This is a genomic window from Natranaeroarchaeum aerophilus, from assembly GCF_023638055.1.
Classification (GTDB): Archaea; Halobacteriota; Halobacteria; order Halobacteriales; family Natronoarchaeaceae; genus Natranaeroarchaeum; species Natranaeroarchaeum aerophilum.
Genome location: NZ_JAKRVY010000006.1, coordinates 135120 through 156445 on the forward strand (window position 1 = coordinate 135120; position 21326 = coordinate 156445).

Consider the following 21326-nt stretch of genomic DNA (forward strand, 5'->3'; position numbering starts at 1 on the left):
GAGCCGCGATCTAGAAGTCCAGCAGCGTCGATCCGACGAGGTAGATCACGAGCGTCGTCGCAATGGCAGCACCTGCGCCGATCAGCGGGTCCGGTTCGGCAAGCGAAAGTCCAACCCCGATCGCGACGATCGAGCCGACTTCGAGCCCCGCACCGAGCACGCCTAGTTGTGCGCTCGCCGGGACCAGACGGCTCGCTTCCGTAAATCCGATCTCCTCCTCGACCTGTTCCTGTACCGCCGAGATTCCCATGAACCACGGCAAGAACAGATATGAGCCGACACTGCCGAAGACCCCGACGATCACACCGTAGGCGACACTCTCCAGCGCGAGATAGCCGACCGCACTGAATGCGACGAGGTTCATCACCGCCCCTGCCGCCCCGATCAGCGTGAACATGCGCTCGTTGATTTCGACGCTCGATTCCGAATCGTCTTCGAACTGCACTGTGGCATCTTCCATACGCGACAGTGACAGATGTTGGACAAAAAGTATGTCGGAGAGTGTCGACGCGTTACTCAGATTCGGATACGTCCCCACCAAGCCCCGCCAGCACGTCGAAGAAATCGGGGAAGGAGACGTCGACGTGCTCCGCGCCGGTGATCGTGGTCGGACCGTCAGCCACGAGTCCCGCCACGGCGAGCGACATGATGATCCGGTGGTCGTCACAGCCGTCGACTGTCGCGCCGGAGAGCTCGGTCTCGCCGCCGTGGATCGTCAGCACGTCGTGTTCCTCGGTCACCGACGCGCCCATCTTGCCCAGCTCGTCGGCCATCGCGCTCACCCGGTCGGTTTCCTTGTACCGGACGTGTTCTGCGTTCTCGATTCGGGTGTCGCCGTCCGCGATCGCGCCGAGGGTGGCGATCGTCGGTAGCAGATCTGGCGTGTCGCCGACATCGACGGTCGTACCCGTCAGGTCGCTGCGCTCGACGGTGATCACTCCCGCATCCTGATCCCAGTCGATCACCGCGCCCATGTCTTCGAGGATCCCGACAATAGCGCTGTCGCCCTGCGCGCTCGGGTGGGCACCCTGCACCTCGACGGCGTCCTCGCCAGCCACTGCCCCCATCGCGAGCAGGTACGACATCGAGGAGAAGTCGCCGGGCACGGAGTACTCGCCCCCCCCGGGCGCGTAGGACTGACCGCCTGCGACCGTGAACCCCTCGTCAGTACGGCGGGCATCCACACCGTAGGCTGCCATCAGTTCGGTCGTGATATCGACGTAGGGCGAGGATTTGAGTTCGGTTTCGAGGTCGATATCGATCCCCTCGTCGGTCACCGCGCCGGCAAACAGCAGCGCGGAGATGAACTGCGAGGAGACATCGCCCGGAATCGAGACGGTCCCACCCGAGATCGGCCCCTCGATGACGAGCGGCGCCTGCCCGTTCCCGCGACTGGAGCGGGCGCTGCCGCCGAGCTGGTCGATGGCGTCGAGCAGCGGGCCGTGGGGACGTGATCGGAGGGACGCATCGCCCGTGAGCACGGTGATACCATCCGCGAGCGCCGCGGTCGCGGTGACGAGCCGCGTTGTCGTGCCGCTGTTGCCACAGTCGATCACATCGTCGGGCACCTCGGGTCGCCCCCCGAACCCCGTGATGTCGAGTGTTCCATCGGTCTCACTCACCGCACCGCCGAAGGCCTCGACGGCCCGGCGTGTCGCCCGGATGTCGGCGCTGTCGAGCGGATCGTGGACCAGCGCGCCGTCGGCGTAGCCTGCAGCGAGGACGGCACGGTGAGTGTAACTCTTCGACGGCGGTGCCTTTGCCGTCCCGGTGACGGTCGACGGCGTGATTTCGACGTTCATATCCGCCCCGACGAACGGGAGGGGTATCACAGTACCGGAACGCCATCCGAACATCGAAGTCGGTCGGCACACAGAGGTCCGGTATGGGAGTACTCGATCGACTGCAATCGTGGCTGGGAATCGGCTCCGAGGCAGAGGAAACGAACGAGGCCGACAAGGACGACGAGAGCGAGTCCTCGGATCCCACCGGCCTCGATCCGGACAACGTTACGGAAGTCCGAACCGAGAGCAGTGATGACGCCGCCGAGAAACTCCAGAACATGACTGCCGACGACGATCGCGAAGAACCGTAGTGAGGATGCCACGGCACAAAAGCCCCGAGCTATATACTCGCTCGGTCCCGACCGTGTCGTATGGAACCCGACCTCTCCCGACTCGCTGACGCAATCGACGACCGCGGCGCGGACGGCTACCTCTTCGACGGCCACGACGACTCCGACCAGACCTACGTCTGTGGCTTCGACGCGCCGGATCCCTTCATTGCTCTGTACGATGGGGCCGGCGCACACCTGCTCGTCTCCGGGCTGGAGTACGGCCGTGCTGTCTCCGAGAGCCGTGCAGACTCGATCTCTCGGCTCGACGAGTACCACTATCAGGAACGAGCCGCCGAGGATGGTCCACGAGCGGCCCGGCTGGCGACGATCGCCGCCTTCCTCGCTGATCACGATGTCGAGTCGGTGCTCGTCCCCGAGCGGTTCCCGACCGGGACCGCCGACGGTCTGCGCGAACACGGCCTCGACATCTCCGTCGAGCGCGAGGGCGTGATCACCGAAATCCGCTCGGTCAAGACCGACGAGGAGATCGAACACGTCCGGCGCGCCCAGCGCGCCAACGAAGCCGCAATGGCCCGCGCCGAGGAGCTGATCGAGGGCGCGACGGTCGAGGATGGCCAGCTCGTCCACGACGGCGACGTGCTGACGAGCGAGCGCGTCAAGGAGGCCATCGAGATCGAGTTGCTGCGCCGCGGCTGTGCGCTCGACGAGACGATCGTCGCCTGCGGCGCGAACGGTGCGGATCCCCACGACCGCGGGAGCGGCCCGCTCGAAGCGGACGAGGCGATCGTCATCGACATCTTCCCGCGGGACAAGGAGACGGGCTATCACGCCGACATGACCCGTACGTTCGTTCGCGGGACCGCAAGCGACGAACTCCGCGAGCGCTACGAAATTACTCACGAGGCACACCAGGCCGCACTCGACGCCGTCGAAGCCGGTGCGACCGGGGCGGACGTCCACGACGCTGTCTGTGACGTGTACGAGGAGGCCGGCTACGCGACGCTCAGGGACGATCCATCCACGGAGATCGGCTTCATCCACGGGACGGGTCACGGGATCGGTCTGGACGTCCACGAACTCCCGCGCCTGAACCCCACTGGCGGCGAGCTACAGGCTGGCCAGATCATCACGATCGAACCCGGTCTCTACGATCCCGAAGTCGGCGGGATCCGCATCGAGGATCTCGTGGTCGTCACCGAGAACGGCTACGAAAACCTTACTGAGTATCCCAAAGAGCTAACGATGTGAAGTACCACGGGCGCGGTGGTCCGTGGCTTCGCCGTGGTCTCTGGCGTGGAGCCACTCCGGGTACCCCCACAGTGCCGAGTACCAGCAACCGCTGGATATGCTAAACTTGCTATTTTTGTGGCAGGGACGTCGACTGCAGCAGGTCCAGGAACGTATGCATATGTCGAAGTGACCTCCTCACCTGAACCAATTGAAGGCGAGGAGACCCAGCGCTTTGTCAGACCAGTTCCTGCAACGATTACCGAAGACCAAAACGTGCTGGCTCCGGATAGGCCGTTCCCGCCATACTCTGGTGGGGAACTCACGCTCCCTGCTGGCAGGACCTACGGTAACCACCGAGGCTTCGGCTGGAAGCATATCGACGAGACGACGACACTGAGCCAATCAGCGATCGGCCATGCGATCGAAAACCCGACCGACGCAAGACTCGAAGCTGGCGAACTGGGCTACGACATCGGCGAGCATCCCGCGGACGACGGCGAGATCCTGCTTCGCGTCCTCGACGGAATCGTCATTTCGGCCCAGGAGACGACGACGAAAGAACAGCTCGCGACAGAGGTGAGCCAGCAACAGGTCGAAGATCGGCTGGATGGGGACCCCGACCAACGGAAGCCAAGCGATCCCACTGGCAGCGAAAAGTCGTCGAGTACTACGAACTTGAAGAAGAAGTGCTCAGAGTGATCGGTATCCAGACTGTGTTTTAGGTCAATTACGACTACGTTGAACTATCCGATATGGGACTACTGACCTCAATCTATATTAAGACAGGGCCCGAACGATGGTGTATGACCGAAGATGAATCGAACTCCGAGGGCCTGATGGAACGCCAGACCACAGGTGAAGACCGCGTGCGGATGGTTGCTCGGCAGCTGTCGGAGCCACAGACGGCTAACTGGATCGCCTCCGAAGCGGGCTGGTCACACGAACCAACCAAGCGCGTCCTTGAGCGACTCGTCGAGGACGGCATCCTCCACCGTGACGACGGCGGTACTCACACGACATACTACCCTGATTACCGTCGCCAGGCAATGCAGGAGGCGATGCGTCTTCGAGACAGTGGACACACTGTCGAGGAGCTTACGGACCGGCTCGCCACTATGAAGGCGCAGATTCGCGACTGGGAGGACGAATTCGGCATTGAATCACCAAATCAGCTTCGTGGGACGCTCGCTGACGAATCTCTTGATGGCGACGAGGAAGATCGTCGTCGTGAGATCGCCCGCGAGTGGGACCACCTCCAGCGCCGCATCCAAATCGTTGGGTTCGCCATACGCGAATGGGATTTTCTGGCCCCAACGACAGAACCTGCTGAGGCCAGCAGCTAACGGATGTCGGTCCCGCATCCAGGTGGTGATCCGAACGCGAACCTCTACGACCAGCTAAAACGAGACGTCCTTGACCGCGTGCCACAGATCACGGCGGTCGAGTACATTCCAGACGATATCGAGGGAAAACAGCTGCGGGCAACTTTCGATCCGGTCCGTCTGGATCCCCCAACGGGCCCTGATTCGCCGGAACTGACCGTCAAGTGGTATCGACAGGAGCCACACGATTGGTTCCGCATCAACTACAACGATCCGAACACAGGCTTTCACGCTGGCTGGCACCAGGATGAGGATCATCCTGATCTCGGTCACGCGCATTTCCAGTACTCAACCGCTGATACGGAGGACCGCTGGGGGATCACACTCGAACATGAGACTCCCTCCCTGATTCTCTGGGAAATTGTCGAAGAGCTCCTCACGGATGTCCGTCCGACCTACCAGTACGCGAACGAGGAACCATGACACCCAGAGAACGCGCTGATCAGCCACTAGAGAGTTCCCTCTAGCGCTACCTTCAGGACAAGGGGAAAGGCCGCGGTGGCGACGGCGGGAACTATCGACGCAACGCTGCGCGCGAGCTCGAGGGGTTTACAGAATTTCAAGGCGAATGCCACGGGGCTTGACCCCGAGGCGGTTCACCGAGTGGGCATCTGGTGACCGCGGTGACGACGAACTCTCTCGGTATTGTCCAATCCATATGTGCTTGGTGGAGCCGTCACTGTTGGTGGCGGCTATCTCATGTATTCTGCGACAGCCGGCTCGGCTGAGGGAGAGCGACTCGAAGAAGAGTTTGCGCAACCGGTCCCGCCCACGGAGGTGAGCGATCAATGGGAAATTACAGCGGGCGCACGCATCGGTGGGGAGCTCACGCTCCCTGTTGGATCGACCTACGGCACCGACCGAGGCTTCGGCTGGGAGCACATCGACGAGACGACGACGCTGAGCCAGTCGGCGATCGTCCATGCGATCGAGAACCCGACCGATGAAAGACTCGAAGCGGTCGAGCTAGGTTACGTCATCGGCGAGCACCCCGCGGACGACGGCGAGATCCTGCTTCGCGTCCTCGACGGGATCGTCATTTCGGCCCAGGAGACGACGACGAAAGAACAGCTCGCGACCGACGTGAGCAGCAGTACGAGGTGAGCCACCAGCAGGTCGAAGATCGGCTGGACGGGGATCCCGACCAACGGAAGCCCTGCGAGCCTTGCAACGGCCCATGATAATTAGAGTTCGACGACGTCCCCGTCGTCGGCCCGGTCCAGCGAGTGGGGCGCAGTGACGATCCAGGTGGTCTCCGCGCCGGAGGCTCCCACGATCCGCAGTGTCGCGCTCTCGCCGGTCGCCAGCGTGGTATCGCGGCCGCCGGCGTCGAGATCGAACGCGATGGTGTACCGGTCGTCTCTGGAGGTGAGTACCGGCGCAGTCCCATCCGGATCCGCCGAGGCGATCACCTCGAAGGAGTTGCCGTAGGCAGCCTCGTAGCTATAATTCCGGACGCCGTCGCTCCCGATGTACTCGATCGAAGCCCCCGACAGATCGATCTCGCTCGCCCCCGGCGCGGGCATCACGCTTAGCCGAACCCGGTCGATCCGTGGCTCAGACGCGCTCGTGTCCACCGTCCCGGTCGCGCTCAGTATCAGGAGCTGGTTGGTCACCTGGTCCTGTGAGTCCTGACTACTCGTCTCCGCGGTGCTCTGCAGGGAGCTAACCGTCGTGATCATCATGGTGGCGGCGATGGCGGCGACGAGGATCATCGCGATGAAGACGATCAGCGTCTCGACGCCGACCTGTCCGCGCTGGTCGGTGGCTGCGTTCACTCCGCTCTCTGAAGACTCTACATCCCCGCAGGCCTAAAGATAGAAACCTAATCAGAGAGGTACTACAGCCCCAGCTCCCGACCGATCACAAGCTCCTGAATCTCGCTCGTTCCCTCCCCGATCTCCATCAGTTTGGCGTCCCGATAGAACCGCTGGGGCGCGAAGTCGGTGGTGTACCCGTAGCCACCGAGCGTCTGGACGGCTTCCTCCGCGACTTCGCGAGCCGTCTCGCTGGCGTCGAGTTTCGCCAGCGAACTCGCCTTCGTCACGTCCTCGCCCTGGTCGTACATCCAGGCCGCTTTGTGGGTCAGCAGTCGCGAGCGCTCGATCTTCCGGTCCATCGCGACGAGCTTGTTCCGGATGGCATCGAACTTCGAGATGGGCTGGCCGAACTGCTCGCGTTCCGTCGCGTACGATTTCGCGGCCTCGTATGCCCCCTGTGCGAGCCCGACCGAGAGCGCCGCGATGGAGATGCGCCCGCCATCCAGCGTGACCTTCGTCTGCGTCCAGCCCTCGCCCGGCTTGCCGAGCAAGCGATCCGCCGGCAGCCGGACGTCGTCGAGCTGAATCTCGCAGGTCGGGGAAGCGTTCAGCCCCATCTTGTCCCACACGGCGGTGACCTCGAAGCCGTCGTCGCCGGGATCGACGATAAACGTCGAGATGCCGTCGTAGCCCGCGCCGGGATCGGTCACCGCTTTGACGAGGATCGACCCCGCGACGTTGGCGTTCGTGATGAACTGCTTGGTGCCGTTCAGTACCCACTCGTCGCCGTTCTGCGTCGCTTCCGGCGCAGAGCTCGCCGAGCTTTGCTCGGCGGTGTCCGTCTCGGCGGTCGTGTCCATGTCGCTGGCGTCACTTCCGCTCGACGGTTCGGTCAGCGCCCAGCCGCCCATATGCTCGCCCTCGGCCAGCGGGCGGAGCCAGCGCTCTTTCTGTTCGTCGGTTCCGAACGCCTCGATGGGCTTCGAGGCAAGGCTGACGTGGGCGGCATAGGAGAGTCCGACCGCGCCCGACACCCGACCCAGTTCCTCGACGATCAGCGCGTACATGAGCTGGTCCCCACCCAGCCCGCCGTACTCCTCGCTCACCGGGACGCCCATGACGTCGAGCGCGGCCAGTTCGTCGAAGACCTCCGTGGGAAACCGGTGTTCGTCTTCGATCTCCTGGGCGATCGGCTCGATTTCGGCCGCACAGACCTCCCGAACGGCTTCGCGCATCATCCGGTGTTCGTCGGGGATCCGAAAGTCCATATTACGAGGTAGAGCAGGATGGGACATAAATACGACGAACGATCATGCAGGAACCCGTTCGCCGGGAGAATTTTAAGTATCGCCGACCTTGCCAGCAGTAATGGATCTGCGTGGTCTCGTGCGGGGGACGGTCGACTGGTCCGATCTGGAGGGCGTCGGCCGTGAACTCGCTGAACGCGCCGACGAGGAGTCGGTGCGTATCGAGTTTCTGGAGGCGGATAACTGGCTGTCGACGCCGTTGGTCGTCGACGAGCAGTGGTTCGTGAAGATCATCACGCCACAGAATGCGTTCGTCCACGCCGTGCTGACTGGCGCGCGCAACATCGGCGCGTTCTCCAGTGGGACGGCGGGCTTTTTCGAGCGTTTTGACGGGCCCGTTGAGATGGGGCGTCACGAACTCGACGCCAACGAGCGGATGGGCGAGATCGGGCTCAACACACCGGAGCCGGTTGGTGTCTTCGAGTACCAGGAGTTTGGCGTCGTCGTGCTGGAGTATCTCGATGACTTCCGTTCGCTCGGTGATCTCTCGCCGATGGAGAAGCTTTCCTACACCGACGAGCTATTCGAGTCGCTCGCCCGAATGCACGACCACGGGTTGGCACACGGCGACCTGCGAGCCGAGAACGTGCTCGTCGTCGACGGCGAGCTCTACTTCATCGATGCGACCAGCGTGCGCGAGGACGGGATGGACGGCGCACGCGCCTACGATCTGGCCTGCGCGCTGGCAGTCCTCGCGCCAGCGATCGATGCCGAGGCCGCAGTCGAGCACGCGCTTTCGCACAACTCCGTCGAGGACCTGCTTGCCGCCCGGGAGTTCCTCGATTTCGTCAAACTGCGCCCCGATCACGACTTCGACGCCATGCAGGTCAAAGGCGAGATCGAAAAAGCGGCTGACGCACCGCGAACCACGACCGGACAGTAAAACCATACATTCTCATACGCACGTCTAATTACTTCCTGCAGAGATGGTTTTTTCACGGTCGACGATCAACTTCAATCAGGTTCGACCATGACATATGGCCACTACATCGACGGCGAATGGACCGACGGGAACGGATCGGAGAGATTCGAGAGTTCGGATCCCGCAACCGGCGACACCCTCGCCGAGTTCCACCGCGGAACCGGGCGGGAAGTCGACGAGGCCGTCGCCGCTGCAGACGACGCGTTCGAGGAGTGGCGCGCGCTCTCCTACGTCGACCGTGCCGAGTATCTCTGGGAGATCTATCACGAGTTACGCGAGCGAACGGACGAACTCGGCGAAATCGTCACCCGGGAGTGTGGCAAGGAGATCAGCGAGGGCCGAGCAGATGTCGTCGAGGCCGCCCACATGGTCGAGTGGGCGGCGGGCAACGCCCGGCATCCACACGGAGACGTGGTACCGAGCGAGATCGGCTCGAAGGACGCCTATATGCGGCGTACACCACGGGGCGTCGTCGGCTGTATCACGCCGTGGAACTTCCCGGTCGCGATCCCCTTCTGGCATATGGCCGTGACGCTCGTGGAGGGCAACACCGTCGTCTGGAAACCCGCCGAACAGACGCCGTGGTGTGGCCAGATCATCGCGGAGATGGTCGAGGAAAGCGGCGTTCCCGACGGCGTATTCAACATGGTACAGGGCTTTGGGGACGCCGGGGCAACGATCGTCGACGACGACCGCGTGAACACCGTGCTGTTTACCGGATCGGCGGAGGTCGGTCACGGAATTTCGAATCAGGTCGGCGGCGAACCGGGGAAGACGGCTGCCTGCGAGATGGGCGGGAAAAACGCCATCGTGATCACCGAGCAGGCGAACCTCGATATCGCGGTCCACAGCGCTGTCATGTCGAGTTTCAAGACCACCGGGCAGCGCTGTGTCTCCAGCGAACGCCTGATCGTTCATACCGACGTCTATGACGAGTTCAAAGAGCGCTTTGTGGCGCTTGCCGAGGACGTCACTGTCGGGAACCCACTCGACGAATCGACGTTCATGGGGCCACTCGTGGACGCAGAACAGATCGAGAAGTTCGCCCGGTACAACGAGCTGGCCCGGGAGGAGGGCGCGACGGTCCTCGTCGACCGGGCCGAACTGGACGCCGATGCTGTGCCCGACACCGACGGCAACTGGGTCGGCCCGTTCGTCTACGAGATCGAGTACAGCCCCGAGCATCGCTGTCTCCGCGAGGAGGTGTTCGGGCCGCACGTCGCCCTGATCGAGTACGAGGGAGATATCGAGCGCGCACTGGAGATCCACAACGACGTGCCCTACGGACTTGCAGGAGCCATCGTCTCGGAGGACTACCGACAGCTCAACTACTATCGCGACCGGGCGGAGGTCGGGCTTGCGTACGCCAACCTGCCATGTATCGGTGCGGAGGTCCAGCTTCCCTTCGGCGGGGTCAAAAAGTCCGGCACCGGCTCGCCGAGCGCCCGCGAGGTGATCGAATCGGTGACCGATCGGACCGCCTGGACGCTGAACAACAGCAACGAGATCGAGATGGCACAGGGGCTCTCGGCAGACATCAAAACGAGCGAAGAGTAGCCGGGGCTGGCGGTTTCGAAAGTGAGAGGGGTGGAGTCGAGGCCGTAGTACCGGAGCCACCTAGGATGGCCCCGGCGTGGACGGGTCGAGCGCGACGAGCGTTGATTGCTGGCGCGACGTGAAAAGCGTCGTGCTGCCAGCATCCCTGCTTTGGGTCGTCGCCGTATAAATCTACGGTTCCGTCACTGGCGTCGATCCCGGAGGGCGGGAAACTCCTCCCGGACGCGCTCGACGACGTCCGACTCGATCTCCGCGGTTACCAGCGCGGGCTCGTCGTCCGAGGACGCGAGCGTCGTTCCCCACGGATCATACACCGTCGAGCGACCGAGAAGCGTCGTATCGTCGAAGGAGCCCGCACCGTTGACCGTAGCGACGTACTGCTGGTTTTCGATCGCGCGGGCCCGTGAGAGCGTCTCCCAGTGTTCCACCCGCGGGTACGGCCAGGCGCTTGGCACGACCACGAGCGTCGCGCCCGCTTCGGTGAGCCGTCGGAACTGTTCGGGAAAGCGCAGATCATAACAGGTCGTCATCCCGACGTCAAACCCCTCGAACTCGACGACGGTGTCGCGCTCGCCGGGCACCAGGAACTCGGCTTCCGCGGAGTCGTAGCCAAAGAGGTGGCGCTTGCGGTAGATTCCCTGCCGATTGCCTTCCCGGTCGAAGAACACAGTCGTGTTGGCGAGTCCGGATTCGGCTGGCGTCGATGCCGTCTCGGTCGCTCCCAGATCTTCGACGATACTCCCGGCGATCACCCCAATCCCGTGATCGGCCGCCGCGTCGGCGATCCGCGTCAGCGTCTCACCCTCCAGCGGCTCGGCGTACCGCTCGTAGACATCGAACGCGAAGTAGCCCACGTTGAAAATCTCGGGCAGGGCTACGAGATCGACACCCTGACTCGCCGCGCGTTCGATGGCGCTTTCGGCACGACGGCGGTTTCCTTCGATGTCCGCAGCCTCCACCTCGATCTGGGCCAGCGTGAGTTTCATGGGTTCGTTGTTGTATCCTCCCGGATCGCCGCTTCCAGATTGGCGAGTTCGTCGTCGAGGTTCGCCTCGAAGTAGCGCTCGACACCCGGGAGCCGACCGTCCACGATGAATCGATTGGTGAGCCGACTTCCCGTCCCGGTCGCTTCGATTTCGTGTTCGCCGGTGACCCGCATGAGTTTCGAGCGACCGACGAACTTCACGTACTCGGGGGGATCACGGCGGACGTCTTCCGTGTCGACGCTCGCGCTCCTGTTGACGAGCGGGATCGGCAGGTCGACCGTCCACGTCGCTTTCCGGCCATCCTCGTCGTCGAGGGTAAAATCGGAGACGACGCTTATCGAGCGGGCTCGTTGCTCCGGGTCGACGATGAACTCCCAGACGCGTTCCGGCGGCACGGGCAACTCGAACGTTCGCTCCACCCGGACAGTCATGTACTACCCTGACGACTACGCGGGTAAAAATCCGCTGGAACGGTTTAGCTGACCGTCACTTTCCACGTCGTCGAGCGCGAGCGTCCCCACTTCTCGATATCTACCTCATCTGCCTTTTCGGCCAGCGTGGGAAGCCGTGCACCGACCTGTTTTGCCGTCAGTCCCAGCGATTCGGCGATCTCCTTCGCTCGAAAATACCCCTCTCCTCCGGAGGCGCTCTCCCGCAAGTGCGCGACGATACGTCGCTCTTCCTCCGTGTACTCGGTCATCCTACCCCCTGATTAGGCATCAAGGCGCTTAACACTTTTCGCGCTAGCTGTAGACGTGCAGCGCGAGGATCGCCAGCGCGCCGAAGACGAGCACCGCGGCGAACCCGGCAGCCCCGACCATCTGCGGTGCGAGCGAGGTCGCTCCGACGTACATCACTGCTGCGCTGATCGTTGCGAGCACGCCGAACAGTACCGCATATCCGGTTCCCTTGTCCGTCGGCTGGGCCGACTGTGTAGTCATATACCGAGGTTTTTCCGGGGGAAACTTAGCTCTTGCCAGACGCCACAGCACCACGACGGATTTTTATGCGTCGCTGCCGAGGCTGGCAGATAGATGTCACTCGGCGCGCTCAAAGCTGTCTTGCTCGGCAGCAAGCTGAAGATCGCGGGAGTCGTGCTGGTCGGCTTCGTCGGAACAGTCGGACTCGCAGCGGGACTGGGAGTCATCGGTGTCCCCGGAGTTGCGGACGTACACAACCAGTTCGGTGCGGTGGACGACTCGACCACGGAGATCGAAACGGAGCTGATCATCGACAATCCGAACCCGATCGGGATCAGCTTTGGCGACGCGACGGTCGCGTACACCGTCTCGATGAACGATGTCGAACTCGCCGAAGGCGAGCGCGAGGGCGTCGAGGTCGGAACCGGGAACACGACCGTCGATCTGACGACGGAGATGGATAATCAGGCGATTCCTCCGTGGTGGGCCAGCCACATTGACCGTGGCGAGCGAAGCGAGATGGTCGTCGACGCCGATATCACCCACGACCGGTTCAGCCGTACCGCCAGCTACCAGTACGATCGGGAGGTCGAAACTGATCTGATCGGCGAGTTCGACTCCGAGGAACCCCAGCCAGTGAGCCCGGACGACGACTCGGAACTGGGACTGCTCACAGAGGTCTCCGATCCCCTGTTCTATATCAACGAGACGAGCGGTGAATGGGGCGACGTCTCCGAGGAGGCGACGCCGATGGAGATCGATTTTGTCGCGTACAACCCCCAGCCGGTGCCGCTGACCGTCACACAGCTAGAGTACGAGATCACGATGAACGACGTGGTGGTCGGGGGTGGCTCGACCGAGCGCGAGTACGTCATTGCACCCGACGCCGAGGAGACCGTCGAGACAGTCACCGTGATCGACAACGACAGCCTCGACGAGTGGTGGGTGACACATCTGGAGAACGAACAGACCACCGAGCTGGAGATGCAGTTCTGGCTCACCGTCGAGGTGGGTGGGGAGACGTTCCAGGTACCCGTCGAGGCGCTCGATCACGAGGAGACCATCGAGACGGATATCTTCGGCAACGAGACGTAGCTACTTGATCGTCGTGTGCTCGGACTCCTCGTTGAGCGCGAGATTCGCCGCGATCTCGGCGGTGCGCATCGCGTGTTCGGCCGTCTGTTTGAGACTCACGAGCACTTCACGGACCTGCAGGAGGTCCTCGTTGTCCATCTCGGGCAGATCCGAGAGGATCTCCTGTTCGCGGTCGCCGATCTCGTGGAAGCGCTGTCTCGCCTCGATAGTCTTGTCGTAGTCGCGTTCGACCGCGCTCTCGACCGCGAGTTCGGTAAGCTCGTCGACGTCGTCGGTGAACTCCCGGATCCGACGCACGGTATCGCTGTCGACGTGCAGTGAGTGGTCGTCGGTCTCCATAACGATCTCGGCGATGTCCTCGGCGTTGTCGGCGGTCAGTTCGAGGTTCTTCGCGATCGACCGGTAGCCGATCAGCGGGAAGCCGTCGCCGAGTCCGACGGCCCGCGCGAGGTTGGGGTTCTGATACGAGGTGAAGATCAGCCGCAGGAGGAGAACGAAGATCTTGTTCGCCTGCCGCTCGCGGTTCAGCGCGCGCTGAGCGAGATCCGGGTTCCCGTGTGCGAGGGCTTTGACTGCCTCACCGCGCATGGTCGAGCCCGTCGATTCGAGCCGTTCCAGCAGGTTATCGAGCGTGAAATCCTCGGGATCGACCGAACACCGGATCGCGATACTCTCGGGCGTTTCCTCGATCACGCCAAGGCCCATCAGCTGGGTCTCCGCGCGGTAGACCGCGTTGATGTGGTCGCTCGACAGCGCGCCCTCGGTCTGGTCGATCCGGATGACGCGCCGGCCGAGGACGTACTGGGCCACGATCGCGCGTTCGACAGCATTCGCATCGAGATCGTCGGCCCTGATAATCGCCTCCGAGTCGTCGGTGTTTGCCGACTCCGAGAGCACTGTCAGGGTTCCTTTGCCGCTCATTCGCAGGGACACCTCGTCGCCTTTCTCGACGTCGTGTTCGGCGGCCCATTCGGCGGGCAGGGTCATTGCAAGCGTCGACGGTCCGAGTCGTTGCACCTTACGCGTTTCCATGCCCCCATATAACGTGGTGGGGACCTTAGTCTTATCTATATTTGAGACGTTGAGAAGAAGTCATAATATTCGCGCGTGAGTGATAATATGCGTGAATACACTCGCAGGGCTAGCGAACCTGCATCATCCGCTGTTCGAACCGTCCCACACGGACTTTCGTCCACCCACTGAGGGCTTCGTCCGTCTCCTCGTCGCCCGTATCGACACGGAGTACGTCCAGCCCGTCCAGCTTTGCCTTTGAGGCCACGATCTCCACGTCACACCGGTTGAGTACGGTGGGGGAGATCTGATCGTTGCCACGACCGAACACGAACCCCTGCCCGCCAATCGGCGAGACGACAGCAACGTTTTGCTCGCCCAGCGCGTCGAGGATCTCGGCTTCGCTTGCATCCGTAACCAGCAACTCCCCTGCAGGCCCATCCTCGGACGCCGTTGCCCGCCAGACATCGACGCCAAGTGGGGATCCCGCAAAACCCAGTTCCCGCTTGATCGCGCCGACCGTACTTCCAGGGCCGAGGACGTAGGTCGTGCCCGGTATAACTGACGCCGCGAACCCGGCTGCAAGTGTTTCGACGCTGCCCCCGCCGATCTGTTTGCTTGCCTGTAGCTCGTCGGCGACTGGCACGGGTCGCACAGCGCGTAACTCCGTCTCGACCGCACCGCCCCGATAGGCGTCCTCGTCGATGTCGTTTATTTCTCGGTCCTCGACACGGTCGAACGTCGCCGCGATTCGCCCCGCGTCCCGCGGTGTCACGCCGAACACCGACGAGTAGACCTTGACGCCCGCGGGGACGCCGAGCATGGGCGTCTCGACGTCCGCCTCATCGAGGGCGTTCGCCACGTCGACCGCAGTACCGTCGCCGCCGACGAACAGCACGAGGTCGACCTCGCGGTCGACGAACGCCCGAACCGCTCTGTGGGTGTCTTCGGCGCTCGTCTCTCCGGGTACGCCCCCCGCCGGATCGGTCACCACGACGGGATCGAACCCTGCCTCGCGCACGGCGTCGGCTCCCATCACCCCGCCTGCGGCAAACGCTTCGACCGATGAGTCGTGACGTGCGAGCGCGTCGAGCGCCGTGACTGCCCGATCGACCGCCCGCGGCTCGGCTCCGCGTTCGATCGCCTCCACGACTTTCCCGTCGGTTCCTTTGAGGCCAACGCGTCCGCCCATGCCAGCAACCGGATTCACGACGACGCCGATACGACGCATACCTCGGTGTAGCGTGGCAACCAATAAAAGGGCGGCTGTCAGGTATTCGCAGCCAGCTACCGACCGGCTGTCGGTTACTCGGCGACCGCCGCGGACTCCGTCCCGACCGTCGGCGTCGCCTCCTCGCTGAGGACGGCGTTCACGACAGCACCGAGCAGAATCAGGATCGCGCCGAAATATAGCCACGTCAGGAAGAGCAAGACACCGCCGAGTAGCCCGTACGCCTCGAAGTTCGCGGCGTAGGCAGTGTAGATCTGGAAACCGATCTGCAGGCCGATCCAGCCGACGGCAGCCACGACAGTGCCGGGCAGTGCCCGCCGGACGGTCATCCCCGTGGGCGGCATCACGTAGTACAGCGGCAGAAACACGACCATCAGGCCGAGTATCAGGGCGAGCCAGCCGAATACGTCGATGAAGGGAAGGTCGACGACAGTCGGTCGACGGATGAGCGCCCCCACGCCGACCATGACGACGACCCCCAGCCCGACCAGCAGGAGGACTGTTAGCCCGTTCCGGATCTGGCGCGGCAGGGTGGTCATCACATCCGGTTCGTAGATCCGGTCGAACGCCATATCGACCGCGCGGATCACCTTGATCGCCGACCAGGTCAGCCCGAGCAGGCCGACGATCGACGCCCCTGCCCGACCCTGTGGGTTCCCAACGGCGTCGCTGACGAGTTCTTCGCCCGACGAGGAGAGGTGCTGCTCGACCACCGCGACGATCCGCTCGGCGAAGGCCTCGCCGCCGACGAGTGAACCGATCGACAGCGTCAACAGTAGTAACGGGACGATCGAAAAGAAGGCGTAGTAGGCGATACTGGCGGCCAGAAACGTGACGTTGTCCTCGCTCACACGATCGATCACGAGGCGTGCGGTCGCCTGCGCGTCCATAGGTCCCGTACGTGCTCGCGGCTTAGTAAACCAGAGGCCCCAGAATGCTTCTCAAAGTTTAAGAGACCACGCTGGAAACACGAGCCTATGAACCCGATGCCTCTCGAAACCGCACTGCCAATGTGGGAAGCCAGTCTCGTCGTCCTCGGCGGAAGTATCCTGCTCACGCTCGCGTGGCTGTTCTTCCTGTACCGATAACTCGCTACTCGTTTTCTTCGACCCGAACGTCGACACGCTCGCGGAGCCATCCGGCCGCCGACTCGACTGCAGCGATGTCGGTGCCTGTCAGCTTGATGCGGACGTACTCGCCGGGATAGACGCCGACACCGACGTCGAACCCCTCGCGTAGCTCCTCGATCCGATCGAGGAGGGCGCTTTCCGGCTCGTCGATCGAGACGGTCTCGGCGTACCGGTCCTCGCCGACGAACTCGGCGGCGATCGACTCGAACATTCCCTTCATTTCGGCGGGCACGCCCGGCAGGACGTACACCTCGTCGTCGACGACACAGCCCGGCGCGACCCCGACATCGTTGTGCAGCGGGCGCGCACCGGCCGGAATGTGACTCGTGCCCTCGGTGAGATCGTCGCGAGCGTAGCCGCCCTCCTCGACGATCCACTCCAGAGCCTCCTCGTTCGGTTCGACTGACCGACCGTACGCGGCTGCAACAGCCTCCATCGTCTTGTCGTCGTGGGTCGGCCCGAGTCCACCGGTGACGAGCACGGCGTCGTACTCGACGCGGTACTCGTTGACCACGCGGGCGATCTCGCCGACACGATCCGGGACGACGGCGATCCGCCCGACGTCGACGCCGCGCTCGTCGAGGCGCGCGCAGATCCAGGTCGCGTTCGTGTTCGTCGTGTCACCCGTCAGTATCTCGTCACCGACGTTGACCAGCGCGACGTGCATACCCGGTCGTTACGGCGTCGAGAATAAAAACGCGCCGGGAGCCGATCGGTGATGCCCCCTTCCTCCAACACTTCGAACTGTGAAGCGTAATACTACAGATTTTGTAGTGTATTACTACATATATTGAAGTATACTACTACAGATTTCGAAGTCAGTCGTCAGCCGCTGTCGGTGACTCCCTGTCGACCGCCAGATCCGCCGGATCGACGGTCGAACACCGGACGATCGGATCGAACTGCTCGATCGCGAACCGGTCGCCACTCGTAATCCCACGGGCATCGCGTGATGTCAGTTGTCGGTCGACGAACCGCCGAGCGACCAGGGCCAGACGGCCATCACCCGCTTCGATCTCGGCCTGGGCTTCCGCAAGGAGCAGACTCGCGGTGAACACGTCGAAGGCATAGTGGGCGAACCGTTTGGCCGAGAGCTGTGCGTACTCGCCGTCCTCCGTCGCGAGCGTGGCTACCGCGGCGGTGAGGTCGTGGAACTCCTCGGTAACGGTCTCGACGGCCTCTGCAAGCCCCGGATGGGAGACGCTGTCGAGACGCTCCTGGACGGCGACGGCGAAGGGGTCGAACGCGTCCTCCCGATCGAGCGCGCGCAGTACGTCCAGCGAGAGGATGTTCTCCGTGCCCTCCCAGATCGGCAGGACCTGCGCGTCCCGGAGCAGTCGGTGGGTGACGAACTCGTTGACGTAGCCGTTCCCACCCTGAATCTCCATGCCGTAGGAGGCTGTTTCGACCGCCATTCGTCCCGTCCGGAGCTTCGCGATGGGTGTGAGGAGGCGCATGAGCCGATACGCCTCGTCGGCCGACTCTCCAGCCCGCTCCGCGGCGACGTGTTCGGAGAACAGCCGCGCCGTCTCGAAGGTAAAGGCGGTCGCCGCCTCGTGATCGACAGCCATATCGACGAGATCCTCGCGCATCAGCGGGTACTGGTCGATCGTCTCGCCAAAGGCCTCGCGGTTCACCGCCTTCACTTTGCTCTCTAACAGGACACGGCCCATGATCCCGCAGGCCGCCGCAGCGTTCGAGAGCCGTTCGAGGTTGAGCATCTGTGCCATCTGCTTGAACCCGTTTTCGGCCTCGCCCACGAGATACGCCTTCGTGTCCTCGAACTCGACCTCACCCGTCGGTACGCTGATCGTACCGAGCTTGTCCTTCAATCGCCGGTAGCGCTGGTGATTGAGGCCGCGGTCTACAGTGGCATCCGCCCGTTCGGCGCGGCGTTCCTTGGTCAGGACGCCCTCGTGTGGGTCGCCGTGCGGGACGAGAAACATCGAGAGCCCCGCCGTCCCCTCGGGTGCGTCCTCGGCTCGGGCGAGCGCGAGCGTCCCCTCGGCGTCGATGTTGGAACAGAACCATTTCTCGCCGGTGAGCCGCCAGCAGTCAGCCTGGTCGTCGTATGTGGCCGTCGTCTCGGTCGCCCCAACATCACTGCCGCCCTGTTCCTCGGTGAGAAACATCGCCCCCTCGATCAGCTCGTCGTACTCGCGGCTGGTCAGCGCCGCGAAGTACTCGTCGAGCTCGCCGTTGTCGAACCGTTCGAGCACCAGCGCCGCGCCGCCGGTCATCGCGACCGGACAGGCGAGCCCTGGATCGCTGTAGGAGAGGAGATAGAGCAGACCGAGGTTGTGGCTCATCGGCATCGGCTCGGAGCGGCCCGGCGGAGCGCGGAAGACGTCGGCGATGACTCCGGAACCGTAGGCCAACCGCTCGTTCTCGAACTGCTCTGTGACGTACTCGACGCGATTGCACAGGCTGCCGTACCTGTCGTGGGTGCGCAGTTCCGGGCCGTGGTCGTCGACGTAGTCCGCGGTATCCGCGATGACGTGACCCGATGCCGCGCCAAAGGCGGAGAGCCGGGGTTCGGCCCACTCGAACTCGTCGTCCTCGTAGACGCGCGCCAGTTCACGCCGAAGCGTCCGGTCGAGTTGCCAGTAGTTGACGCCACGCCCTCGGTCGTACTCGCTGTAATCGTACCCGTTGGTCATGCGCCAGTATTGTTAACGAACGATAATAACAGTATCCGACGTGGTGGCCGTGGACGGGTCGCGCTATCCCATCCCCGGCGGTGGCTCGTCGTCGTCGAACTCGTCGGGCTGTTCGACGTTCAGGCCCATCTCCTCGCGTTTCTCCTGGATCGCCTCGATCTGACGTTTCCAGTAGACGTAGCCCCCGAGCGCGACCAGTGAGAAGACCGCAACCGATCCCCAGAAGATGTACTGGTTCCGTTCGAGGTAGAACTGCACGGAGAGCGAGGAGCTAACCGAGTCCCAGACGATGTGGGTCCGGCCATCGATCTCCTGACTCTCGCCACTCCGCGGGCTGATGTGGCCGATCAGGAAGTCACTCGCCGCGTAGCCTTCCGGGAGGATCACTCGATAGGAGCCGGAGACGTAGGCCGGTTGGCTCAGCTGTTTGGACTGGGTACTGGACGTGAAGGCAAGCTGTCCCTCCTCGTCGTCCGGGAGGTGAATGACGGTGCTGTCGTCGCCGTAGTCGACGTCGAGATCGGAGCCGTTGATGAACTCACCGTCGGCCGAGCGGTACTGGACCGCACGGATCTGGACCGGGCTATCGGTCGTGATGCCACGCTGATACAGCGTCAGTCGATCCTGTCCCGAGACGTTGTAGACCGCGCGATACTCGGTGTCGCTGATGAAGCCGCCGGGCTCGTAGATATCGATCACGACGTCTTCCTCGGTCTCCCAGTCGTACTCGGCCTCCTCGTCGAGCTGTTCGTCGGAGATGCCGCCGCCGAGACACCCGGCGGTAACGGCGAGCAGGGCAACAGCCACGGTGGCGACGAGCAGACGCGTGTTCATGTGGTGGAAGGCGGGCGATCAGGGGACGACTGCCCGGAGTTCGGCGGGCAGATACTGGCCGATGCTGGCGATCAGTCCCGGTGGATCGGTCGATTCCGGACAGACGATGCTCTGTTCGAGCAGGCCGAGCCGCTCGACGGTGATGATGTCCTGTGCGTGCCCGGCGCGGTTGACTGTCGCCCGGACCTCGGCGCGGGTCGCGCTGTTGACGTTGACCCGCCCGTCGCCGCGGGTCCACTCGTAGAGGCGGTCGATCTCCGCGTCGGCGAGGCGGGAACCGTCCGGATCGTAGACAAAGCGCATGGGCATGTGCTGGACGAGCCCGAACCGTTCGACGATCTGGTCGGGGCTGCCACGGCCGAGATCGAGTTCGGACGCCGGGATCAGGACCTCGCGTCCGGCGTCGAGCACGAACCCGTCGTCAGTCCACCCTTCGAGCGTGCCGACGTAGGTCTCACCGGACTCGAACTGGTCGGTGACCGCTCCCCATTCCTCGGTGAGGAGGTTCCGGGCAGCCACGGCGTCCGGCCCCTCGATCGTAACCGAGGGGAAGTCGTCGTGGCGAATGCCGATGTCGAACTCGACGTCGAGATCGCCGATATCGTTGTTGACGAGCGAGCGCAGCGAGCCCTGTGCGCGATCGCGCGCGTCACCGCCGATATACAGCTTCGTTGCGAGAACGACCATCAGACCTCGACCTCGTTGTCGAGGTTGAGTTCGTCCCGCAGGTTCTCCAGACGTCGATCCATCGCATCGACGAGATGGGTGTTCTCCATCGCCTCGACGGGGGAGCCACACTCGGGACACTCGAAGCCAAAGTCCATCGCCTCGCCGAACTCGAAGCGGATCGAACAGACCTCACAGAGATAGAACTCGTGGTTTCGCTCGTACTCCCGGCGCTCGTCCAGTGCCTCGTACAGCCGGTGCATCTCCGCTTCCAGATTCTCGGGGATGTTCTCGTACTCGAAGGTCCACAGGTAAGTCAGCCAGCCGGAATCCTCGTCACGGAGCCGTCGATACGTCGCCAGGTCATTCTCGTAGAGAATAAACAGCGCCCGGCGGACGTCGTTGAGTTCCATGTCGAGTTCCTCGGCCAGTTCCTCGTCAGTTACCTCGCCGTCCGGGGGGGCCGCCGCGACCGGCATTCCCTTCGGACCGACGAGCTCGTGCAAGTACTTCTGGATGACGGGATCCTCGAGGAGCTCCTCAAAAGCCATTGTTACC

At 63.3% G+C, this 21326-nt stretch carries 25 protein-coding genes and 1 pseudogene; 10 read left to right on the plus strand and 16 right to left on the minus strand.

The window, feature by feature from the left end; genetic code table 11:
* Positions 1-10: 10 nt before the first annotated feature.
* Positions 11-460: a hypothetical protein gene (locus AArcSt11_RS11595; protein WP_250597228.1), complete on the minus strand. Its 450-nt coding sequence runs from the start codon at positions 458-460 to the stop codon at positions 11-13.
* A gap of 52 nt (positions 461-512) precedes the next feature.
* Positions 513-1802 carry a 3-phosphoshikimate 1-carboxyvinyltransferase gene (gene aroA, locus AArcSt11_RS11600; RefSeq protein WP_250597229.1) on the minus strand — a complete coding sequence of 430 codons (1290 nt, stop codon included), beginning with the start codon at positions 1800-1802 and terminating at the stop codon, positions 513-515.
* 83 nt (positions 1803-1885) lie between these two features.
* Between aroA and AArcSt11_RS11605 the strand changes: the two genes are divergently transcribed.
* The 7 genes and pseudogenes from AArcSt11_RS11605 (at position 1886) to AArcSt11_RS11635 (ending at position 5793) form a co-directional block, all read left to right on the plus strand.
* Positions 1886-2095 (plus strand): hypothetical protein, encoded by a 210-nt coding sequence (locus AArcSt11_RS11605; RefSeq protein ID WP_250597230.1) that lies wholly within the window; start codon positions 1886-1888, stop codon positions 2093-2095.
* A gap of 60 nt (positions 2096-2155) precedes the next feature.
* A complete protein-coding gene (locus tag AArcSt11_RS11610) occupies positions 2156-3325 on the plus strand; it encodes a M24 family metallopeptidase (protein ID WP_250597232.1) in 1170 nt (389 codons plus the stop codon).
* Between the two features lie 117 nt (positions 3326-3442).
* On the plus strand, positions 3443-4006 hold the full coding sequence (locus tag AArcSt11_RS11615; protein WP_250597237.1) for a hypothetical protein: 564 nt from the start codon (positions 3443-3445) through the stop codon (positions 4004-4006).
* A 104-nt stretch (positions 4007-4110) separates the two neighbouring features.
* Positions 4111-4650 (plus strand): DUF7342 family protein, encoded by a 540-nt coding sequence (locus tag AArcSt11_RS11620; protein WP_250597238.1) that lies wholly within the window; start codon positions 4111-4113, stop codon positions 4648-4650.
* Between the two features lie 3 nt (positions 4651-4653).
* Entirely contained in the window at positions 4654-5112 is a 459-nt protein-coding gene (locus AArcSt11_RS11625; protein WP_250597239.1) for a hypothetical protein, read from the plus strand.
* Positions 5109-5341, plus strand: a pseudogene (locus tag AArcSt11_RS17220) (hypothetical protein); the annotation flags it as partial. The gene AArcSt11_RS11625 and the pseudogene AArcSt11_RS17220, both read left to right, overlap by 4 nt.
* A gap of 47 nt (positions 5342-5388) precedes the next feature.
* The gene (locus AArcSt11_RS11635) at positions 5389-5793 is read left to right on the plus strand and encodes a hypothetical protein (protein WP_250597241.1); all 405 of its coding nucleotides are present in this window, start codon (positions 5389-5391) and stop codon (positions 5791-5793) included.
* A gap of 80 nt (positions 5794-5873) precedes the next feature.
* Here AArcSt11_RS11635 and AArcSt11_RS11640 read toward each other — a convergent pair whose 3' ends face one another.
* Both AArcSt11_RS11640 and AArcSt11_RS11645 read right to left on the minus strand, forming a co-directional pair.
* Positions 5874-6467, minus strand: coding sequence for a flagellin (locus AArcSt11_RS11640; protein WP_250597243.1), 594 nt, complete (start codon positions 6465-6467; stop codon positions 5874-5876).
* 62 nt (positions 6468-6529) lie between these two features.
* Positions 6530-7717 carry an acyl-CoA dehydrogenase family protein gene (locus AArcSt11_RS11645; protein WP_250597245.1) on the minus strand — a complete coding sequence of 396 codons (1188 nt, stop codon included), beginning with the start codon at positions 7715-7717 and terminating at the stop codon, positions 6530-6532.
* A gap of 100 nt (positions 7718-7817) precedes the next feature.
* Between AArcSt11_RS11645 and AArcSt11_RS11650 the strand changes: the two genes are divergently transcribed.
* On the plus strand, positions 7818-8639 hold the full coding sequence (locus AArcSt11_RS11650; protein ID WP_250597246.1) for an RIO1 family regulatory kinase/ATPase domain-containing protein: 822 nt from the start codon (positions 7818-7820) through the stop codon (positions 8637-8639).
* 87 nt (positions 8640-8726) lie between these two features.
* Positions 8727-10235, plus strand: a complete 1509-nt coding sequence (locus AArcSt11_RS11655) for an aldehyde dehydrogenase family protein (protein WP_250597247.1) — start codon at positions 8727-8729, stop codon at positions 10233-10235.
* Positions 10236-10417: 182 nt separating this feature from the next.
* Here AArcSt11_RS11655 and AArcSt11_RS11660 read toward each other — a convergent pair whose 3' ends face one another.
* The 4 genes from AArcSt11_RS11660 to AArcSt11_RS11675 are packed head-to-tail and all read right to left on the minus strand — an operon-like array spanning position 10418 to position 12162.
* Positions 10418-11221 carry a carbon-nitrogen family hydrolase gene (locus tag AArcSt11_RS11660; protein ID WP_250597248.1) on the minus strand — a complete coding sequence of 268 codons (804 nt, stop codon included), beginning with the start codon at positions 11219-11221 and terminating at the stop codon, positions 10418-10420.
* On the minus strand, positions 11218-11652 hold the full coding sequence (locus AArcSt11_RS11665; protein WP_250597249.1) for an SRPBCC family protein: 435 nt from the start codon (positions 11650-11652) through the stop codon (positions 11218-11220). Before AArcSt11_RS11665 ends, AArcSt11_RS11660 begins: the two co-directional genes overlap by 4 nt.
* Before the next feature lie 44 nt (positions 11653-11696).
* The gene (locus AArcSt11_RS11670; RefSeq protein WP_250597250.1) at positions 11697-11921 is read right to left on the minus strand and encodes a DUF7123 family protein; all 225 of its coding nucleotides are present in this window, start codon (positions 11919-11921) and stop codon (positions 11697-11699) included.
* A gap of 43 nt (positions 11922-11964) precedes the next feature.
* A complete protein-coding gene (locus AArcSt11_RS11675; protein WP_250597251.1) occupies positions 11965-12162 on the minus strand; it encodes a DUF7525 family protein in 198 nt (65 codons plus the stop codon).
* 93 nt (positions 12163-12255) lie between these two features.
* Between AArcSt11_RS11675 and AArcSt11_RS11680 the strand changes: the two genes are divergently transcribed.
* The gene (locus AArcSt11_RS11680) at positions 12256-13236 is read left to right on the plus strand and encodes an LEA/WHy family protein (RefSeq protein ID WP_250597253.1); all 981 of its coding nucleotides are present in this window, start codon (positions 12256-12258) and stop codon (positions 13234-13236) included.
* On the opposite strand, the gene AArcSt11_RS11685 is transcribed toward AArcSt11_RS11680, so the two are convergent.
* The 8 genes from AArcSt11_RS11685 to AArcSt11_RS11720 form a co-directional block, all read right to left on the minus strand.
* A complete protein-coding gene (locus AArcSt11_RS11685; RefSeq protein WP_250597255.1) occupies positions 13237-14268 on the minus strand; it encodes a phosphate signaling complex PhoU family protein in 1032 nt (343 codons plus the stop codon).
* Between the two features lie 109 nt (positions 14269-14377).
* Positions 14378-15478 carry an ATP-NAD kinase family protein gene (locus AArcSt11_RS11690; protein ID WP_250597256.1) on the minus strand — a complete coding sequence of 367 codons (1101 nt, stop codon included), beginning with the start codon at positions 15476-15478 and terminating at the stop codon, positions 14378-14380.
* 74 nt (positions 15479-15552) lie between these two features.
* Positions 15553-16368: a YihY/virulence factor BrkB family protein gene (locus tag AArcSt11_RS11695; RefSeq protein WP_250597257.1), complete on the minus strand. Its 816-nt coding sequence runs from the start codon at positions 16366-16368 to the stop codon at positions 15553-15555.
* 202 nt (positions 16369-16570) lie between these two features.
* Entirely contained in the window at positions 16571-17275 is a 705-nt protein-coding gene (locus AArcSt11_RS11700; RefSeq protein ID WP_250597258.1) for a competence/damage-inducible protein A, read from the minus strand.
* A gap of 151 nt (positions 17276-17426) precedes the next feature.
* Positions 17427-19268, minus strand: a complete 1842-nt coding sequence (locus AArcSt11_RS11705; RefSeq protein ID WP_250597259.1) for an acyl-CoA dehydrogenase family protein — start codon at positions 19266-19268, stop codon at positions 17427-17429.
* A gap of 63 nt (positions 19269-19331) precedes the next feature.
* Positions 19332-20102, minus strand: coding sequence for a DUF5803 family protein (locus tag AArcSt11_RS11710; protein ID WP_250597260.1), 771 nt, complete (start codon positions 20100-20102; stop codon positions 19332-19334).
* 18 nt (positions 20103-20120) lie between these two features.
* On the minus strand, positions 20121-20789 hold the full coding sequence (locus AArcSt11_RS11715; protein WP_250597261.1) for a DUF2110 family protein: 669 nt from the start codon (positions 20787-20789) through the stop codon (positions 20121-20123).
* The gene (locus AArcSt11_RS11720; protein ID WP_250597263.1) at positions 20789-21319 is read right to left on the minus strand and encodes a transcription factor; all 531 of its coding nucleotides are present in this window, start codon (positions 21317-21319) and stop codon (positions 20789-20791) included. The genes AArcSt11_RS11715 and AArcSt11_RS11720 overlap by 1 nt, the downstream gene beginning before the upstream one ends.
* Between the last annotated feature and the right edge of the window lie 7 nt (positions 21320-21326).

Coding starts and splice junctions, on each gene's coding strand:
- AArcSt11_RS11595 (WP_250597228.1), bottom strand. CDS start 460: ATGGAAGATGCCACAGTGCAGTTCGAAGACGATTCGGAATCGAGCGTC.
- aroA (WP_250597229.1), bottom strand. CDS start 1,802: ATGAACGTCGAAATCACGCCGTCGACCGTCACCGGGACGGCAAAGGCA.
- AArcSt11_RS11605 (WP_250597230.1), top strand. CDS start 1,886: ATGGGAGTACTCGATCGACTGCAATCGTGGCTGGGAATCGGCTCCGAG.
- AArcSt11_RS11610 (WP_250597232.1), top strand. CDS start 2,156: ATGGAACCCGACCTCTCCCGACTCGCTGACGCAATCGACGACCGCGGC.
- AArcSt11_RS11620 (WP_250597238.1), top strand. CDS start 4,111: ATGACCGAAGATGAATCGAACTCCGAGGGCCTGATGGAACGCCAGACC.
- AArcSt11_RS11625 (WP_250597239.1), top strand. CDS start 4,654: ATGTCGGTCCCGCATCCAGGTGGTGATCCGAACGCGAACCTCTACGAC.
- AArcSt11_RS11635 (WP_250597241.1), top strand. CDS start 5,389: ATGTATTCTGCGACAGCCGGCTCGGCTGAGGGAGAGCGACTCGAAGAA.
- AArcSt11_RS11645 (WP_250597245.1), bottom strand. CDS start 7,717: ATGGACTTTCGGATCCCCGACGAACACCGGATGATGCGCGAAGCCGTT.
- AArcSt11_RS11650 (WP_250597246.1), top strand. CDS start 7,818: ATGGATCTGCGTGGTCTCGTGCGGGGGACGGTCGACTGGTCCGATCTG.
- AArcSt11_RS11655 (WP_250597247.1), top strand. CDS start 8,727: ATGACATATGGCCACTACATCGACGGCGAATGGACCGACGGGAACGGA.
- AArcSt11_RS11660 (WP_250597248.1), bottom strand. CDS start 11,221: ATGAAACTCACGCTGGCCCAGATCGAGGTGGAGGCTGCGGACATCGAA.
- AArcSt11_RS11665 (WP_250597249.1), bottom strand. CDS start 11,652: ATGACTGTCCGGGTGGAGCGAACGTTCGAGTTGCCCGTGCCGCCGGAA.
- AArcSt11_RS11670 (WP_250597250.1), bottom strand. CDS start 11,921: ATGACCGAGTACACGGAGGAAGAGCGACGTATCGTCGCGCACTTGCGG.
- AArcSt11_RS11675 (WP_250597251.1), bottom strand. CDS start 12,162: ATGACTACACAGTCGGCCCAGCCGACGGACAAGGGAACCGGATATGCG.
- AArcSt11_RS11680 (WP_250597253.1), top strand. CDS start 12,256: ATGTCACTCGGCGCGCTCAAAGCTGTCTTGCTCGGCAGCAAGCTGAAG.
- AArcSt11_RS11685 (WP_250597255.1), bottom strand. CDS start 14,268: ATGGAAACGCGTAAGGTGCAACGACTCGGACCGTCGACGCTTGCAATG.
- AArcSt11_RS11690 (WP_250597256.1), bottom strand. CDS start 15,478: ATGCGTCGTATCGGCGTCGTCGTGAATCCGGTTGCTGGCATGGGCGGA.
- AArcSt11_RS11695 (WP_250597257.1), bottom strand. CDS start 16,368: ATGGACGCGCAGGCGACCGCACGCCTCGTGATCGATCGTGTGAGCGAG.
- AArcSt11_RS11700 (WP_250597258.1), bottom strand. CDS start 17,275: ATGCACGTCGCGCTGGTCAACGTCGGTGACGAGATACTGACGGGTGAC.
- AArcSt11_RS11705 (WP_250597259.1), bottom strand. CDS start 19,268: ATGACCAACGGGTACGATTACAGCGAGTACGACCGAGGGCGTGGCGTC.
- AArcSt11_RS11710 (WP_250597260.1), bottom strand. CDS start 20,102: ATGAACACGCGTCTGCTCGTCGCCACCGTGGCTGTTGCCCTGCTCGCC.
- AArcSt11_RS11715 (WP_250597261.1), bottom strand. CDS start 20,789: ATGGTCGTTCTCGCAACGAAGCTGTATATCGGCGGTGACGCGCGCGAT.
- AArcSt11_RS11720 (WP_250597263.1), bottom strand. CDS start 21,319: ATGGCTTTTGAGGAGCTCCTCGAGGATCCCGTCATCCAGAAGTACTTG.